9 protein-coding genes and 1 pseudogene are annotated in these 17,048 nt (G+C 58.2%); all 10 read right to left on the reverse strand.

The features are described 5' to 3' along the window. Positions 1-3,750 carry a DUF6079 family protein gene (locus tag ACS4RS_RS03495; protein ID WP_439008698.1) on the reverse strand — a complete coding sequence of 1,250 codons (3,750 nt, stop codon included), beginning with the start codon at positions 3,748-3,750 and terminating at the stop codon, positions 1-3. After that, positions 3,747-4,280: a BREX-3 system P-loop-containing protein BrxF gene (brxF, locus tag ACS4RS_RS03500; RefSeq protein ID WP_439008697.1), complete on the reverse strand. Its 534-nt coding sequence runs from the start codon at positions 4,278-4,280 to the stop codon at positions 3,747-3,749. The genes ACS4RS_RS03495 and brxF overlap by 4 nt, the downstream gene beginning before the upstream one ends. An 824-nt stretch (positions 4,281-5,104) precedes the next feature. Beyond that, entirely contained in the window at positions 5,105-5,785 is a 681-nt protein-coding gene (locus ACS4RS_RS03505; protein ID WP_439008696.1) for a transposase, read from the reverse strand. A 325-nt stretch (positions 5,786-6,110) separates the two neighbouring features. Beyond that, positions 6,111-6,434, reverse strand: a pseudogene (locus ACS4RS_RS03510) (type I restriction endonuclease subunit R); the annotation flags it as partial. 339 nt (positions 6,435-6,773) lie between these two features. After that, positions 6,774-7,295 (reverse strand): hypothetical protein, encoded by a 522-nt coding sequence (locus ACS4RS_RS03515; protein WP_439008695.1) that lies wholly within the window; start codon positions 7,293-7,295, stop codon positions 6,774-6,776. A 392-nt stretch (positions 7,296-7,687) separates the two neighbouring features. Further along, the gene (locus ACS4RS_RS03520; protein WP_439008694.1) at positions 7,688-8,338 is read right to left on the reverse strand and encodes a hypothetical protein; all 651 of its coding nucleotides are present in this window, start codon (positions 8,336-8,338) and stop codon (positions 7,688-7,690) included. Position 8,339: 1 nt separating this feature from the next. Further along, positions 8,340-9,329 carry a hypothetical protein gene (locus ACS4RS_RS03525; protein ID WP_439008693.1) on the reverse strand — a complete coding sequence of 330 codons (990 nt, stop codon included), beginning with the start codon at positions 9,327-9,329 and terminating at the stop codon, positions 8,340-8,342. A gap of 484 nt (positions 9,330-9,813) precedes the next feature. Next, on the reverse strand, positions 9,814-12,927 hold the full coding sequence (locus tag ACS4RS_RS03530; RefSeq protein ID WP_439008692.1) for a sacsin N-terminal ATP-binding-like domain-containing protein: 3,114 nt from the start codon (positions 12,925-12,927) through the stop codon (positions 9,814-9,816). Between the two features lies 1 nt (position 12,928). Further along, positions 12,929-15,934 (reverse strand): helicase-related protein, encoded by a 3,006-nt coding sequence (locus ACS4RS_RS03535; RefSeq protein ID WP_439008691.1) that lies wholly within the window; start codon positions 15,932-15,934, stop codon positions 12,929-12,931. Between the two features lie 199 nt (positions 15,935-16,133). After that, entirely contained in the window at positions 16,134-16,664 is a 531-nt protein-coding gene (locus ACS4RS_RS03540; RefSeq protein WP_439008690.1) for a hypothetical protein, read from the reverse strand. Positions 16,665-17,048: the final 384 nt, after the last annotated feature.

Below are 17,048 nucleotides of genomic sequence, written 5' to 3' on the forward strand. Positions count from 1 at the left end.
TCAGTTAGTCCCTTCAACGATGACGAAGCGCACCTTCGTCTCGTCCTTGCCTTTGAGTTCGGCGGCGAGCAGTTTCTCGAAGCGCTTCCGGATATCTTCCACGGTGACCGGTGAACCGCCGCTCGTGAGCGCAGTGCGAAGGTCGGCCGACGTGATCTCCACCTTAGCAAGGTCGGAGAGAGCGTCCCGGATCCCGGCCACGAAATCCCCGTCGAGCGGTTCCGGCAAGTCGCCGCCTGCGGCGAAAGCCTTGATGCGGTCGCGAACCTTGTCCTCGACGAGCTGCAGCCCCTCAGCAAGCATGATCGGATCGTCGAGTTCTTCGCGCAGCCTGGTCGTCCACGCCGTCACCAGGGTGTCGAGCCTGTCATCAAGCGTCGCAAGGATCGACGACGCCGGTGCCGTCAGCGGAAGCTGGTCGGCCTTTGGCGTGTAGGAGCAGTGCGGGCATGTGGCCCGCGCAGCCAGCTCGCTCTCTACGAGCGCCGAGCAGGTCTTCAGGTCGGCCAGCGTGTTGCGGAAGCTCTCCAGCTCGTTGCCGGGCAGGATGGGGATACGGGTGAGCTGCTCGAGGGTCTTGAGTCGCTGATCGTTCATCAGCGTCCCCTTGGTCTTGCTCTCCGTCATGCCGAGGCGAGCCTTCGCGTGCAGCGATATGTAGTGGGTGACATAATCCTTCTTGAGCGTTGCAAGGCGCGTGCGGACCGCGGTCATGGCTGTAGCGTGCAGCACGTCGCTCAATTGGCCGGCGATCTCGTGTCGGGCCTTTCGGGCCTTCTCCAGCCAGGGATCATCATCCCGCAGGACGATTTCGGTCTGCTGCAGATAAGTCGCGTCCTTCGCCACGGCCTCGATCTGGCTGACGAGCGATGCAACGCGGCGGTAGCCGGCGAAGTCGTCGGTCCGTGCGGCGATCTCGACGGGCGTGGTCCGCAGGTTCTTCAGCTTCGCGGGGCTGTTGTAGGCGGTGTGGGCCTCGGCGAACTTCCTCGTGGCATCGATCCGTGTCCTGCTGTCCTGGACCTGCTCCGGTGACATGACTGAGGCACCCCAGAAGGAGAGCGAGCTCTCGAGTCCTGTCCCCAAGGTTAGGGTGCTGGCGATGACCTTCTCTAGCGCGTCCTGAAGATTGCGGACAGCAGCGTCGTCACCCTTGGCCGCCGCCTGAGCCTGGCCGGCCGGTAGCCCGAACAGCTCGTAGAGATGGCGCAGGACCGCCACGTTGACGTCCTTCGGCGCCTCGACGTGCTTGAAGGCCGCCAGCTCCTCGACGAGGGATGTCGAGCCGTCGCCGAGGTTCGACGAGTCGACCTTCCTGCCAGCGACGGACACGACCACGTCGCCCGAATGGACCAGAGCCGCCAGAACGACGGCGACGAGGTCGGGCTCAAGCCCGAAGCGGCCCGGAGCGAATGACTCCGCCATGGAAGTCGCTTCGAAGATCTCCCCTCGGTTCAGCACCTGACCGCTGCCCTTGGCAGCAAGGCGGGCGGTGATCTCCTGAGCGTAAGGGGATTGGCGCGGATCGAGCTTGTCACCGTCCAACAGCTTCAACGCGTCAAGGATCATGACCGCGTCCTTCGGCCGCGCCGGGCTGGACAGCGCCTTCACGGCGGTCGTGGAGAGCATTCGCCGGTTGGCGTCGGTCACTATTGTGCCGAACGTCGGATATTGCGGATACTGCTCGGCGAAGTGCGGCGCGAGCAGGAAGCCGGCAGATGCGTTGATGTACTCGCGGAAGTTGATGGTTTCGTCGCCCTTGATGCCGGCGCGCTCGCGCACCGAGAAACCCTTCGCCCACTCGCCGAGCGTGCGGGTCTTGCCCCGATAGGTGACGTTGAAGGCGGTGGTCTGCTGGTCGCGCAGCCACTTGCGCATGCTCTTGAGCGCGTCCTCGGCCTTGTTCGTGTAGACGTTCTTGGCGTTGCCGCTGTTGAGCCCGGCCAACGCCGCGGCCGACGAGAAGCGCCGTAGGATGGCGGTCAGCGCCTCGTCTTTGCTGGCGAGGCGCAAGAACACCTCGTCGGGTTTCTCTTCATCCTTGAACTTTGGCGGGTCGTAGGGCTGGACGAAGTAGAGGTAGAAGTCGCGTGCCGGATAGGCGGTCGGTCGGTCGTTTGGCGAGCCGAAGAACAAATAGCCGTCGCGGTGAACCCTGCGCTCGAACCACTCCAGCGGATACTGCCAGATCTTGTGGCCCGGCAGATGCGTCGCCTCATCAGTCCGCTCCATCAGGTGCGCGACGGCTTGGTAATAGGCGTTGTCGAGGTCCTCGTCGTCAAGGCTCTCGCCGCGCTTGTCGATCTCGGCGTCATAGTCGACGTCCTTGGCGACATCGATGTACACCTGGTCGCTGCCGGTCGCGCGCGTGATGAACTGCCCGTTCACCGCCTTCATGATGTCGCCGATCGTGGCGTCGATGAACGTGAGCAGATCCTGCGCGGGCTCATCCGAGGGGAAGTCGGCGGCCATGGGGTTCATCAGCAAGAGCTGGTCCCGCAGCTCGGCCGAAGTCGGCCCCATCGCGACGTGGATGTCGGGCGTGGTCAGGCGCTGGATCGCCAAGCCGTCGATGATCCTGTGCGCGGTCGGGCGGCTCATTGCTTTGCCCTTCGGGAACGCAGTCTCTATCTTCTCCTGCAGGGTCTCGGCGATCCGCACGACATCGCGCACGCCGGTCTGCGCGCGGAAGGCCGGGTTGGTCCGCACATCGGTCCAGAAGCTGTCATAGGTGATGACGCCTGGTCTATCAGTGGGCACGTCTTGTTCGAGCATCCTCCTCATCGTGCCCGAAAGCGTCGACAAGGCGTTGCGGTTCTCGGCGAACTCGATCCGTTCGAAGATGGCGAGGTAGTCGGGATGGACTGGGAAGAGCCGGACGAACTGCTCGAGCCTGTCACCCATGCTGCCGTAGAATTTAGCGAACGGCTCCAGGTGTTTGCGGATGGCCCCGCGCTGATGCTCGTCCTTGCGGAGCAGCCGCTCGGCGACAACGAACCCGATGTCCTGGCGGTCGATCAGCACCTGCTGGAAACGATCCTTAACACGCCGTAGGCTGTCCGCGGTGGACGCGAACCGCGCGCTGTCGAAGATCGCCTCCTGCACGCCACCAACGAAGCGGAAGCGGGTGTTCTTGGCAATCTCGCCGATCTCGCGCAGGAAGGACAAGTCGTGGACGAGCTCAGTATCCTTGCGGGAGCGCAGGTAGTCGAGCATCTCATCTACGACCACGAGTAGTCCCTGACCAGAGAATTTCTGCTCAAAGACGTCCATCATCTCGATGAGCGCGGTCTTGTTTTGCGTAACTTTGTCTTCGGGCGGGAACTTGAACGTGAGGCCTTTGGAGGCGAGGAAGCCTTCTAGTTCCTGTACCAGAATATCGCGGAGCGACATCCGACTGGAGATCTCGATGCGCAGCACCTGGAACCTGCCGCTAATCGGCCCGGCGGCCGTGCGCACCTTCTCGTTGCGGACCTCTGGCAGCACCTCGGCATCCTCCGCGATAGTGGAGAGCACAGACATGAGGTGCGACTTGCCGGTGCCGTAGTTGCCGACGACGAGGATCCCTTTGTGGTCGACAGCGGGATCGAAGCCTAGTTGAGGGAAGATCACGTCGGCGATGCGGTCGGCCATCGCATCGGAAATGACGTAGCTTGCGACGAGCCTACGGCCCTCGTCAGCCTTGTTGGCAGCAAGCAGTTGGATAACAGACTCGATTGGCTCGAAGCTGACGAGATCGCGATACTTCATTGGTCTGCGCTTTCGTTGATCGACAGGTCAATGACGAGCGCACGGGACGCATCCTCATCGAGAAACTCAGGGTGATTAGGATCGGCGTAGAGAAGGCGCCCACGATCAAGTCGACCGGGCCAGGAGGCGCAAACCGAACGGCGGCGAGCTACCCGGCACAAAACGTCGGTCGCCTTGACCATAAGCTGAGGCAGCATCAAAATCTGAATCCGATCTAGCAGCAAGACCGGTGAGGATGGTTCAAGCGCCGAGATCGTCGAGACGATATCGAGACGCGCATCGCTCGCGTCGACAAGGGCCTGAACCAGATGGATATTCAGATTGATAGACGACGTATTCGAGAGCGTCGCCAGCGCCTCAATAGTTGAACTTCGGTCATGCTCGCTGCCCACGAGCAGCACCGGCTTACCACCTGACACGCCGGTTGCCTCCAGAAGTTGCTTTACGGTGGCGGCCGCAGCTGCGGGATCAACCATGACCACCCCAGGATTCGCGAGCGACAAAAACGAGACGTCCTGTAGCTGCATCATGGTATGACTCGCCGCAGGTCATTCGCTACTGCTTTCCCCAATGCCCGTGCCGATCTGCCGGAGCACGGCATCAATCTCTATTTTTCGCTTCCTAAGGAGAGCCTCTAGCCTGACGGGGACGTGCTCCGGAATAGGGTGAGCTCTCGCCAGCCAGTTCCGGACCGTTCGATCCGTCGTTTCGAGGTCGCGGCCAACAGGACTTTGCCAGCGCTTCCCATAAAGCGCTTTGCCTGCCGCGATCAGAAGTTCGACATTGTTTCCCATGCTTCCTAATTATCGGAAATCAGGAAGGCTCGCAATGAGAGATTGCTCCAGACAGCGCCTTGTTGAAAAACGCCATCCGCCTGAAGCACGCCCACCTGGTCGATCTCGCTCAGCCATGTTGCGGCTGCCCGCGTCCGGGTCTCGAGAGTCTTTTCATCACGACACGTTGAGGCGCATCGGCTATCAAGCCGCTACGCAGCGCGCGAAGCTGCGTCAACAATCGTCTTGTCATCATCCAGTTCGTACCCACTAGGGCGGAGCGTAAACCCGACCGGCTGACGATATCATCTGAGCTGGACGGCGTCCGAACGCTTAATGATTGAAAGCGGCAACCTTGGTGCCGGAACCGGAAATGATTGCCGATAGCCACCTCTTGTTGACTGATGCCCAAAGCCAGAGCACAAAGGTGATATCCACGGTCGCTCGCGAAAGGAAAACAGAGGGAATCTCAAGGCTTCTCCGCTAAGCTATCGAATAACGTGAGAATCCAGGTCTCCTAAGCCGTGTGGACGGATTTGACCAAGATGAAACCCGCAGCGATGGCGACGATGGCTGCGAAGTTACGCTTCGTCTTCTCGCATCGTAGGGCGACACGCTTGCTTGAGCTTGCCAACTGCCTGCTCGACACGTGCGCGTCCTTTATAGATGGCCTTTGCGAAGAAGCCCAGCCTGCCCTTTCCGTTGGCTTTTCGCGGAATTATGGGGACAATGCCGCGGGCCAGCGCTGCCTGCCGGTTCGCCTTGCTGGCATAACCCTTGTCGGGACGGCCGCCCGCGGATCGACATCGGGGCCGAGCCCGAGCAGGATGGCGAAGTGAGGTGCGTATCCTTTTTCGCCGCCGGTCAGGTCGAAGGCGATCGGACGGCCGTCGAAGTCGGTCTTGAGGTGAATTTTGGTGGAGAAGCCGCCGCGCGAACGGCCGAGCGCCTGTCCGTTCTGCCCCCTTTGCGCCTGCTGCCAAGACATGGGCGCGCAAAACGGTGCTATCGAACATCTGGATCAGATGCGCAGAGGATGATAGCGCCGCAAGGTGCTCGAAGAAGGTTTCGAACACGCCGGCCTTGCTCAGCCTTTCAAAGCGTTTCCAGACGCTGTTCCATTTTCCGAACCGATCCGGCAGCGCTCGCCAAGAGATGTTGTGGATCGAGAAATAGTGGATCGCTTCCAACAACCGGTCGTCACGCCCCTTGTCGCCCCGACGCGGCAACGAGGCCCGAAATACCTCCAGCGCAACAGCCAATCCTTCTCCGTCATCTTCGTGGACATTGCCGACCTCCAAATTAGTCCGCTCTCTATGAATCAGACAAGTTTCATCAAAGGAACGCGATCATAAAATTGCTTCAGGTCCGACTGTACCACAAGTGTTTTCGGAGCATTTCCATATATCGCTTCCGCCATCGTTTCAGGCCTAGCCAGAAACTTTTGATAGTCTTCGTAGAACCCGCGATAGAGATTAAAGGATCCCCATCGATGCTTGGCGATTCCGTCATCGTAATCACAAAGTAGGCAATTGCCGTACGACACGATCGAACCGATATGGGGGCTAGCCAATGGGGTGGTAGGGTCAGCGCCTCGGCGGGCTCCATGCCCGCGTCCTCAAGATCCTGGGCAATCACCGTTGTCAGCGCCTGCTTGTAGAGGATCACCGCCTCGCGATCGATGGCGACGATCTGCGCCTTGAACCCATCAGGCCGGGCATAGGCCTTGAAATGGGTCCAGATGTCGTAGGCAATCAGCGCGATGCGGCGCGGATGCTTGACCAGATCCTCGATCTGCAGGCCGCGCTTCTTGATCTCGTTCAGTCTGTCGTCGTCTAGCTCGGCAAACCAGGTGTCGAACAGGATGTCGATCTTCGCCTCGTCGATATGCCAGTCGGTCTTGCGGCCGGTAACCTTGTTCATCAGCTTCTGGTATCGCGTCTCGCGGTCCTTGTAGACATCGTTGTTCCGGAAGTTATGGGACTCATCGATCACCACTAGGCCATAGTTGCCCCAGTTCACCCGGTTCAGCGGTATGCCAAAGGACTCGCCTGACGTGCGCGACAGATCCGTGTGGCAGAGGACGTCATAGTCGAAGCGGTCCTTGGCGAAGATGTTCGTGGTGAGATTGGTATTGTAGTTCCGCCAGTTGTCGGCAAGCTTTTTCGGACAAAGGACTAGCACGGACTTGTTGCGGAGCTCGTAGTATTTGACCACAGCCAGCGCGGTGAAGGTTTTCCCTAGGCCGACCTAGTCAGCCAAGATGCAGCCGTTATAGGTTTCAAGCTTGTTGATGATCCCCGTTGCAGCGTTGCGCTGGTAGTTGAACAGCTTGTTCCAGACGATGCTGTCTCTATAGCCGGTGAGATCATTCGATAGAACGTCCTCGCCGATATCCTCCAGGAATTCCCGAAAGATGTTGTACAGCATCAGGAAGTAGACCCGCTCGGGGGCGTTCTCCTGATAGATGGACTCGATGTGATCGCAGACGGCGTCAGTCACATCGCGGAGCTTGTCCGCGTCGTTCCATATCTGGTTGAAAAGGTTCAGATACGAGCCGGTATGAACAGGCTCGTCTAAGCGGTTGACAAAGTTGGAGACCGCGTTGCCCGTCTGATAGCCGAGATCAACGGCTGTGAACCCGCTGATCGGCATGTAAGCGACGGCGGCGCCCCTGGTCTCCACGTGACCGAATGGCTGCATGGCGGCCAGGGTAGCGTTGGATTTGAACCGGGCCTTCTTTCGGGTCCACGCCGCACACTCCTGAGCCACAGCGCGTTTCGTGAGCCTGTTTCGAAGCTTGATCTCGAATTCGCTGCCGTAGAGGCTGCTTTCACGCCCCGCCTTTGGGATGAAGAACTCGCGCTTTTTTTCCGTAGTTTGTCGGTCGCTTCCGTCGGCACGAATGTCGGAGCCGTGAAGATGAACTGCAGGCTTTCGATCTTGGATAGCTCAGACTTCAGGGCCTCATAGGCATAGATTGAGAAGCAAGACGCCGCGATCTTCACGCGAGAGCCTTGGCTCAGCGTTTCCTTCAGATCATCGCCAAGTAGTTGAGAGGTGTTGTCGATGATTTTCATGTGTTTGCGTTCTATTGGATTGGTGTGTGCGATGAGCCTGGGAGTGAGCGTGTAGTCTGCGGATGGCTACTACTTCTTATTTTTTCAGTCACCATCGCCCCCGCTTTGCGTCTGCTTCAACAAGTCTTCAATCTGGATCGTGATAAGAACTGATTGATAGAGATTCCAAATGAATGATTTCAGCAGAAGAGTTACGAACGCAAGCCACGATAAGAGCACAGCCAACAACGTTGACGTTAAGGCGCACCCAATAGCGTCGCTGTAGGTGCTCGCTAAATCCAAACCCTTTGGCAGCGGGCCAGAATCACCAGAAATAATCTTAATAAACGCACAGGCGCCCACGAAGATAATGTAGTGAATAAAAACAAGTATAAAGTTAAAAAATATAAACTGCAGCTCTGATATACGTGGGTTCTTATAGTCAGTTTTCGCCAAGATGATGAGGACGTCTGGCTTAGATATGCTTGCAAATATTGCAAAGCCAGAGATCAAAAACCCAAGCATGGTAGATGTGAACGCGAATCCCGTATCTGCGACAGAATTTATCGCTTTCTGAAGCGCCGGCATTGACGCGATTGCCATACCGGTAAAAGCGTTCACTCCAAGCAACATGACCGACATGAGGAAAATGCAGACCGCTGCGACCACGTTCCCTTTCGAGAACGCGACTATCCGCGCGATCTTGTAGATTTGAAAGAGGCTTTTTTCCTGGTTCAGTCGCTGTTGCCAGGTCATCCTACAGAAGCCCTACTAACTGCCTTATCTTTTCAATTGCATTGTTCAGCCCAGGCGCGTTAATTTCTTGTTGATCAACCTGCTCGCGGTACTTTCTGAATAAAAACTTCGCCTTTGCTAAAAGTCCGTCCGGCAGGTCCATGATAGGGACCGAAAGTTCGAAAGAGTCATTTGCGACCTTTAAAGAATTTCCGGCTTCGTCGACGCCCCGAAGAATCACCTCTTGATTACCTGTTGCAGTGGCCTCTTCTACCGCAGCCAAGGAAGCCTCTTTATCGAGCCCATCCTTGTTCTCAGTGATGACTTTTGTGATTTTTGCATCAAGCCCCAGCCCCAACTTCCTTACCCGCTCTAACGTATCAGAAGCATCGATTTCATCGTTTGGTGTGATCAGCCGGAAATCAATCCTGCGCAATGTCTCGTAACGCTCGACGAACTCTGCCAAGCTTCGTCGATCCGTCAGAGGGACAACTTCCAGCGTGGGAATGGGATGCAACTTCCGAAGAGCTACTTTTGTAATCGGTTCCCCGCTGTGTTTCGACGCCTCAAATAAGTTATCAATCAGCTTGTTCCATTTGCTGCGGAGGAAAGTTAAGGCAGTCCCTCTGAATGCTACCAGATCTGGCGCATAGGGCGTTTCTGGCATGTAGATCAGTCGATGGTTATTCAGAATTAGAACAAAAAATGCGGAAGGCGCAGAACGCATACTTTGCTCATCCTGGATTAGGCCATCACTTTCATCGAAGACCTGCACTCGTGTAAGGAGCGTGTTCTTAACGAACTGTCCGACGACGGCAAGTATCGGTTCCTCACCTCGCTTTGCCAAATTAACGAGCTTTACTTCGTAGAAGTGGTACTCAGTCTCACCATACGATCTGATTAAGGTATCGTCCGTAAATGCTGGAAGTACGACCTGCTCTGCGTAGTCCAAGAGCACCTTGTCACCAAACCTGCAAATGAAGTTTGCGAAGACGGCAGTGTTCTGCTTCATAAATCTACTCTCCTACGAGCGCGGCATTTTTCCCTTTTTGCTGGCATAACGAAGCATTGATGCACGTCATTCACAATGGGGTCCGGGAGCATTTTTCCATCGGGGCGTGCTTTATCTACAATCAAGTGCAGATCTCAGGGCACTACTAAGAGAACACCGGCGAGTCGCGAGTAGATGTCGGCTAGGAACTGCTCGATCTCACTCGACAGTCCATCTGGGGGCCGGTTGCGGCAATTCCTGCCGTCGTCCTTACATCGGCATAGTTGCGACAGCAGCGGACGCTGATCCCCCTAAACGACCATCTTAGTCCGGCTGCGTACTGTCAACTATGGTCAGCCAGCCCACGAAAAGGGGACATAGCAGCCCATCGGCATCGAACGACTTCTATGTGGCCGCTAGCCACGCTAAACCACAGATGAGAACGGGCAATCATCCACCGAGGCTTAGAGAAAAACCGTCGCATCCCTCAAAAGAATAAAACAACTCACGCGATTACATGAGATTTCACCCCACCGACATATGACAAGGAAATGCCCCCGATTGTTCGAATATCATCCATGTGAACTTGCGTGAATCGCAGCCGCACGGGTGCGCCTGCGAGTTCGACCGAGATCTCGGGGGCCTCTGCCTCGGCGATCTTCTCGCGCAGCTCAGCATCGGTAATCGGATTGGCATGGCGCCACTTTGCTGAGCAGGTCGGGCATAGCGCCAGGTGATTTTCGGGCTGTTCTTGCGGTAGGGAATCGAGACATTCGACGGCTTCGAAGTATGGCGAGCCGTCGGGACGATTAAACGGCATTTTGTCGTGACACCCCTGACAGACCATTTCCTCAAGAGGATTGGTATATTGATCTTCAAGATAGGTACGGGCGACCTTGTGGCTCTCGACGTTGCTTGTTCGCACCGATCGCGCGCGAACTTCATAGGTCTTGGCGGGCGCTTCTTTGGCGCGCGCAGCAAGCCGTTCTGTGCGCCGGCCGGCATTTCCGGTCTCGCGCACGGGGAATTCAACGGGCTCGAACGCGCCGCTGTCAATGGTGCGCATCATATCGGCGCTCAATGTTGCAAGAGCCTCCGACGAGAGACCGTTCAGCCGATCGACGAGTTCCGGTGGCAGGCCTATTAGTTCGCCCGCCTGGCGCCGCGCTTTGGATTGCTCGCTACGCAGGCGTTCCTGTTCGCCGAAGCCGATCGCGCGGAGCCAGTCCTCGTTGCCGCCTATGGAGAAGCCTTTAGCTAGTTCGGATGCGGTGATCTCACTCGGCTTGCGAAGAGATCCGTCTTTGGCAGGTATCCATGGCATCTGGCGCAGAACATGGCCCATTGATGAGGGTGCCTTGTGCGCCGCATATTGCTGGTTTGGAGAGTACTGGGCCGCCATGACTATGGCCCCGCCTCGACGAGCTGTCTCCCAGACCAGCTTTGAAATCTGAGGATCTTGCCGGCCCAGTAGAGCAGCTAATTGGTCGATGCGGTAGTCGACATTGACGCCCGTCCCAGTGTGCCGCGCTGAGCCCCAGTTATGGCGCAGAAAGCTCCAATTTGGATGGTCGTAAAATATGGTCGACGACAAAACCGTCAATTGCCGTTCGACGCCGCACCCCTCGAGAAATGCGACTAGATCATTGCGTGGGAGCGACTTGTATCCCTCCCACAGCGCGACGCGATTACGATCGGCGATTGTCCCGTCATATACTTTCGATAGTGGCGATTCCTGGTAGGGCGATCCGAAGTAGACCTCGTTCGGATTGCGATAGCCTGCCCCGACACCGGCGCGGATAAACGCGAGACCGGTAAAAAGGCCGGTATCCTTGCTTTCCTTCCACCACCGGAGAAAACGACGCATGTGCTGAAGATGCTGCTCGCGGGTAGGGCGTGGGCCCTCACCCTTGTATCGTGTTCGGATGATCGCGCTTAGAAAGGCGCGCTCGTCAATGTCGCGAACGCCCACACGTCGAAGAAATTGCTCGACCTCTTTGCCCCGCCCTCGACCCAACCTGATCAGGGCTTTCTTGACAAGGTACAATTCCCCTTGGTCGGCTTCTGCCTCTAGATCACTTTCAGCGGGAGCAAACACGGCATATCGTGGCGAGTGACGACGACCGTCTTCCAGACGGACGAACGACATGTCTGCGATCGATATCGAAGGCCGCTGCGCTTTTTGCGCGGCGTCTAATGCAAGGTAGAAAAACTGAATCTGTTCGTCTGTGCGTTGGCCGAACCAGTTCAGGCCACGGCTGCGCCAGAGCTTGTCGCTCTCGAGAAAGAGTGTCTGGGATCCAAAGACATGGCGGAAGGATGTGAAGAAGTCCGCTGAGCCGAATTCCTCGATCTTCAGCGAGTTGATAAAATGATCGGCCCGACTGTTCCGCAAGGCGGCGACGATCCACCGTCGATCGGGCCGGTTGGAGAATTCGGCTAGTCCTGCTTCGCCAAGCAGATCGCGAAGGTCGGCTGGCCCACGCATAGCGGTCGCCGTTCTGGTGAAGCCGCCCCCATTTACCGGTATTAGATCTTCCTCGGCGAATTTCTCCATGATCGTCGCGAGTATTGGCGCGAAGGTGGGCGGCAGCTCGTCCATGGCGTTGGGCAGAAGATCGAGTACGCCGCGCTTGAGCATGCCGCGCTCGCGCATATCCGGAAGCGCGTCGGCCACCATGTTGGCAATAGCGGCCACAAGCTCAGTATTCCAAGGATCGTCGCGTTTGATGTTGCCACGATTGTCCGTTAGCTGAAAAGGGCCATGGATCGTGAAGTGCAGGCCCGTAAGTTCCTCCGTCTCGAAGAATACCATCAGGCGGGTCGGCGCATCCTCCGCAACAAGATCCCCGGCGCCGTTCAGCCTGAGTGCTGCTTTCACCTCATACTGCTTGCGATTGGTCTCGTGCTCGACCGCGCGCGACAGCACCAAATAGCGATCCAGATTCGAGCGCCCATCCGGCATCGTTGACTCGATTGAACGGATCGAACCGTTGGCATCGACGACTTTGGCGCTTCCGCGCCGATCGCCGTCGATCCATTCAAGCCGCTGAATATGGCGAAGGAATAGAAGTGATCGCGCACCCAACGCCACTAGACCGTTCCTCGCCCGGTCGAGCGCTAACGCCGCGCGGTCAGCTCGGAGGGGAAGCACAATCTGCGTCGTCGGCTCGAGGTGGTTCGAGGTGATGAGCCTGGGAACTACGAGCTTGTCGATTGCGAAGGCGAGCGGGTAGCCCTCTATCGTCGAATGAACCTCGGGGCGCTCGGTCACGACATATACGGATTTGAAGCCGATTCCAAAGCACCCGATCTTGTGACCATCGTCGAGCTTGGTGGTGTTGCCGATGCCGGTAATGCCCTCTATGTCCATCCGGTCGAAGGGCCGTCCATCATGCTCGAAGACGATACGGTCGGGGTGCAGCTCGAAGCGGACCCATGACGCGACAGCGTCCTCAGCATTTTGTAGCAGCTCGAAAATGAAATGGCTGGGGTCGGCATATTTATCGACGGTCGCATTCCAAATACCGCGATCGAAATCGTTTTCACGGCTAGCATCGACCCAACGTTCGCGCTTAGCACGCAGTTCGTTTAGCCAATTTTGAAAAGTGTCAGCCATATCAGTGCTCCACCCGCAACGTACCCGAGGCGACGCGGCGCGGCAGGATATCTGCTCGCCGTTCTGCGATAGTGAGACTATCGAGCGATTCGCGGCAATCTGCATTCGCGCGCGCCAACTGCCCCGTCCGCATGCGCCGAATCCGCTCTTCCGATGCGGCGGCAAGCTGCTCTTCGAGAATAGCGACGCGGGCTCGGTGGCTTGCTTCCAGGCTATCGCGTCGGAAACGCGCAATCTCACTCGCTTCGGCAATGTGGGCTGCTCGGCGCCGCGTCCACATCTCGTGGTGCCAGCCTTCAAGTCCTTCGATTGTGGCACTACCTGGGGGTGCGACGTCCGAGGCGTCATGAGCTCTTGTGAAAACGTCCATAAATGCCGCCGCGACCTGCGGATCCTCGACGACAGGAACCAGCATCGCGTCTTCGCGCAGACCGCGCATCTGCCACTGATAGATTGCGAAGGGGTGTTCCCCCGCAGGCAAAGCGGGGTCGGTTATCCGCAAGGTCACCATAACCTCCTCGTCACTGGCGAAGGACCGCGCCGCCGCTTGAGTCAGTGGGTGAACCGGCGTGATGAAGGAAAGCGACCGGTCTTCGTTGGCGGCCTCGCGGTCGAATGTTAGAGCAAGCGTCTGCTGGTCACCACGCAACCAAGTTTCCCATTCGCGTTCGGCAAGGCTGAGACGGGTGCCACGGGTGCGGGGAGGTACGAGCCGACGACGGGCGTCTGCCGCCAGCCGCAGGCTCTTGATGGGCCCCTGTCCGCTGATGGGATTGCGGCCTACATCGAGTTCGCGTTCGAGATGAAGCCCGACTAGGCGCTCTATCGCTGCCGGCTCGAGCCAGCGGCTCGATGCCTCGGCAATCTCATCGTTCATACGGGTGCGCTCGATACGAACACCGAATAGCTCAGCTTCCCGCTCCTCAAGGGCATCGGTTTCGATAATCTGGCGGATCTCGTTGTCTGCGAGCTGCTGCAACCGCGCTCGACGTTCCTCGTCCGTCAGTCGGAAATCGTCCGCCACCGCTTGCAACCGACCGGCGATCTCGCCGAGGATCGCCTCGCTACCGCCGATGGCGCGCTCGAACACGCCGATCCGCAACAGGCAGCGCTGAAAGATATCGAAATCGACAGTACCCGGCGTGACGAAGTTATAAATTGCGACCGTCTGGCTCTTCTGGCCGTAGCGATCAATGCGACCAATGCGCTGCTCGATCCGCATCGGGTTCCAAGGAATGTCGAAATTGACGATCGCATCGCAGAACTGGAAATCGAGACCTTCTGATCCGACCTCGGACGAAAGGAGAACATCGATAGCATCCGGATGCTCGGGGGCGAGCGCGAATGCCCTACGTATGGCTCGCCGGTCTTCGTCAGCGACACCGCCGTGAATTAGACCAATCCGCACGCCACGGGAGCGCAAAGCCTGCTCAAGATAAGCCAGCGTGTGACGGAACGAGCTAAAAGCGAGCAACCGGCGATTGGGCATGCCGGCCTTCTGGTCGACGATGTCGAGAAGAGCGGTGAGCTTGGGGTCTTCATCCGACAAGTTCTTCGCTCGCGCGACCACCGCGGCAATCTCGGAGCGGACAGCCGCAATGTCGGCGTCACCATGATCCAACGCGTCATCGTCGATCTCAGCGAGTTCGAGGTCGCTCAGCCGGCGAGACAGAATGTCTTCTAGGAACGGAGCAAGCCCATGTAGCGAGCTCGCTGCCTGTCGCCGAATAGTGGTCATGAGAAAGCCGAGGGGGCCAGCCCCGTGGGTGCGCAGATAGATTGAGCGCTGCAATGCCAACAGGTCATCATGAACGGCCTGCTGCTCCGGGGTGAACGGAACCTCGACGGTCCGTGCCTTTCGGCTCGTGAAGTTGCCAATGTCGCGCCGCCGGGTACGGCTGATCATAGTCGAAAAGCTGTGGAGGCTTTCTGCGGGCCGAATGAGACGAACTCTGTCATCATCTGTGGCGGCGGAGCGCGTAGCGGAAAGCAGATTGCGATACTCCGGCGACGGCGCGAGCATGACGCGTCCCCAATCGGTCGCAGCGGCCTCGCCAAGGTGCGCGATGGCCTCATCTTGCCAGCCGGGCGCGGTGGCGCGGATTGCGGCGATCGCGGCGTTGATAGCCTCGTTTGGTTCGGCCATCCGCTCGAACGTTGGGCGGTCGATTACGAGGTCGGGGCGAAGCAGATTCAGAAGCGCGAACAGATCGCCGGTCCCGAGCTGCACCGGCGTCGCGGTGATAAGCACGACCGCTTCCGCTTCGTCAGCGAGAATCCTCAAGCCTTGGTGGAGCCCAGTGTCACTGTTTCGCGCGTTATGCGCCTCGTCTACGATCAGGAGATCGAACCGAGGCGGCGTATCTAGCGTGCTTAGGCCGGGGCCCTTAACGCCGCCCCGCTGCGGAAAACCCTGGAGAAGGTTGTCGTTGACAAGTGAAAAGGGAAGTATCGCGCGAGAATAACGGTCGGGCCATTCGCCCTCAAGATCAGTCTGATCAAGACAATAGCGCAACTCGTCGCTGCCGAGCGTTACAAACTCCTCGTCGAAGCGCCGCATCTCGCGGTGCCATTTTTCTTCGGCGACGAGAGCCTTCGAGCAAACGATCAGAACAGAGCGCAAGGGACGGCGGGCCTGCAGCTCACGCAGCAGCAAGCCCGCTTCAATGGTCTTGCCGACGCCCACCTCGTCAGCGACGAGCAAACGTGGGCGGTCGGCGCGGATGAACTTGAGCACAGGGCGAAACTGATAGGGGATGAAGTCGATACGTCCAGCCTGTAGCGAGTACAAATTTGCGATGCTGGGTTCGGCGAGCTGCAGCGCCGTTAAACGCGCGTTGAACTCGTCTAGGGTTGCCCGCACGGCGCCGGGCGTTAGGTCGGCGCGGACGACCTGGCTGAGATAGAGTGTCTCAAGGCGGCCGTCGATGAAGACGCTGAGACGGGTCTCGCGGTTGCTGGGCGTGATGCCGGTGATGACACCGATTCGCGCACTATCGGAGCGCAACGCAACTGTCTCGCCGATCCGAAGCGGGGGGCCGTCTCCATCCCCGAGATTCGGGTGGCGATAAGCTCGCGCACCTTCTTCTCGAGAGCATCGACATCGACGCCGTTTGCTCGTGCGATTTCAACTATCTCTTCGTCGCTCGCGTCGAGGATGCCTTCGGCAATCAGCGCGAGGATCTGGTCGGATTCGAGGGGTGTCGTCATTGTGTCCATCCAGGCTTAAATTGGCGTCGAAGCGCTCTGGTCATGCGGCGGCGAGCCGTGTCGTAGCCGGTTGCGTCGAGACTAAGCTGGTCAAAGGCCTGCTTTCGGCTAGTTTGCGTTAGGATGTGGTCGAAGATGCCGAGCGCCGACGGATCGTCTGCAAGCGCAGTGCGCATGCGAATAGCAAGATCACTGAAATCGAGATCCCGTCGCTCCGCCGGGTCAGTGATGAGGCCATCGTAGTCGCCGATGAGCGGCTCGCGCTTGTCCTCGCGACGCCATTGGCTAGCGATACTACGCATCACCTGAGACAAGAAGGGGTGGAGGCCGAGGTCCGCCGGCCATGGCCGATCCCCCGACAAGATCTGCGCTAGTGCCTCATTCAATAAGTCGGAAGCGTCGCGGCGAGGCACGCCGCGCACCCAAGTCTCGGCGATGGCGGCGAGGCGCAGGATATCAGGCTGTCGCTGACGGTGCAGCAACTGCGCGACTTCCTCGAGTGAAAGATGTTCGACCTCGTCTGACATGAGCCCTTCTCACTGCCCTTTGCCAACATTGCGCTGCTGGGCAGTAAAACGGGAAGGGCTTCCAAATTTTTTTCAGCAGAACGCCCAGAGCCTGATTAGCGATGTCCGTGCCGGTTAATGCAGCCGGCGAGTGACCGACTGCGGCAATCATTTCGATGTGCGTAATCCCACAGAGGAGAGTACTGGATCGGCGGCATTACTGCTGGATACCAAACTGGCGCAAGACGGTCATGGTTGCGGCAGCAGCCCGATGGCGATTTCGGTCCCATAGGCGGAAATTATTACCGCTCACTGCCTCCTGTTGACTGATGCTCACACCAAGGGCCCGAAGGTGGCATCCAGAGTCGCCCGCGATCGGAAAATAGAGTGAATTTCGAGCTTTTC

Source organism: Rhizobium sp. F40D2, assembly GCF_051810745.2.
In the GTDB taxonomy this organism is placed as follows: Bacteria; Pseudomonadota; Alphaproteobacteria; order Rhizobiales; family Rhizobiaceae; genus Rhizobium.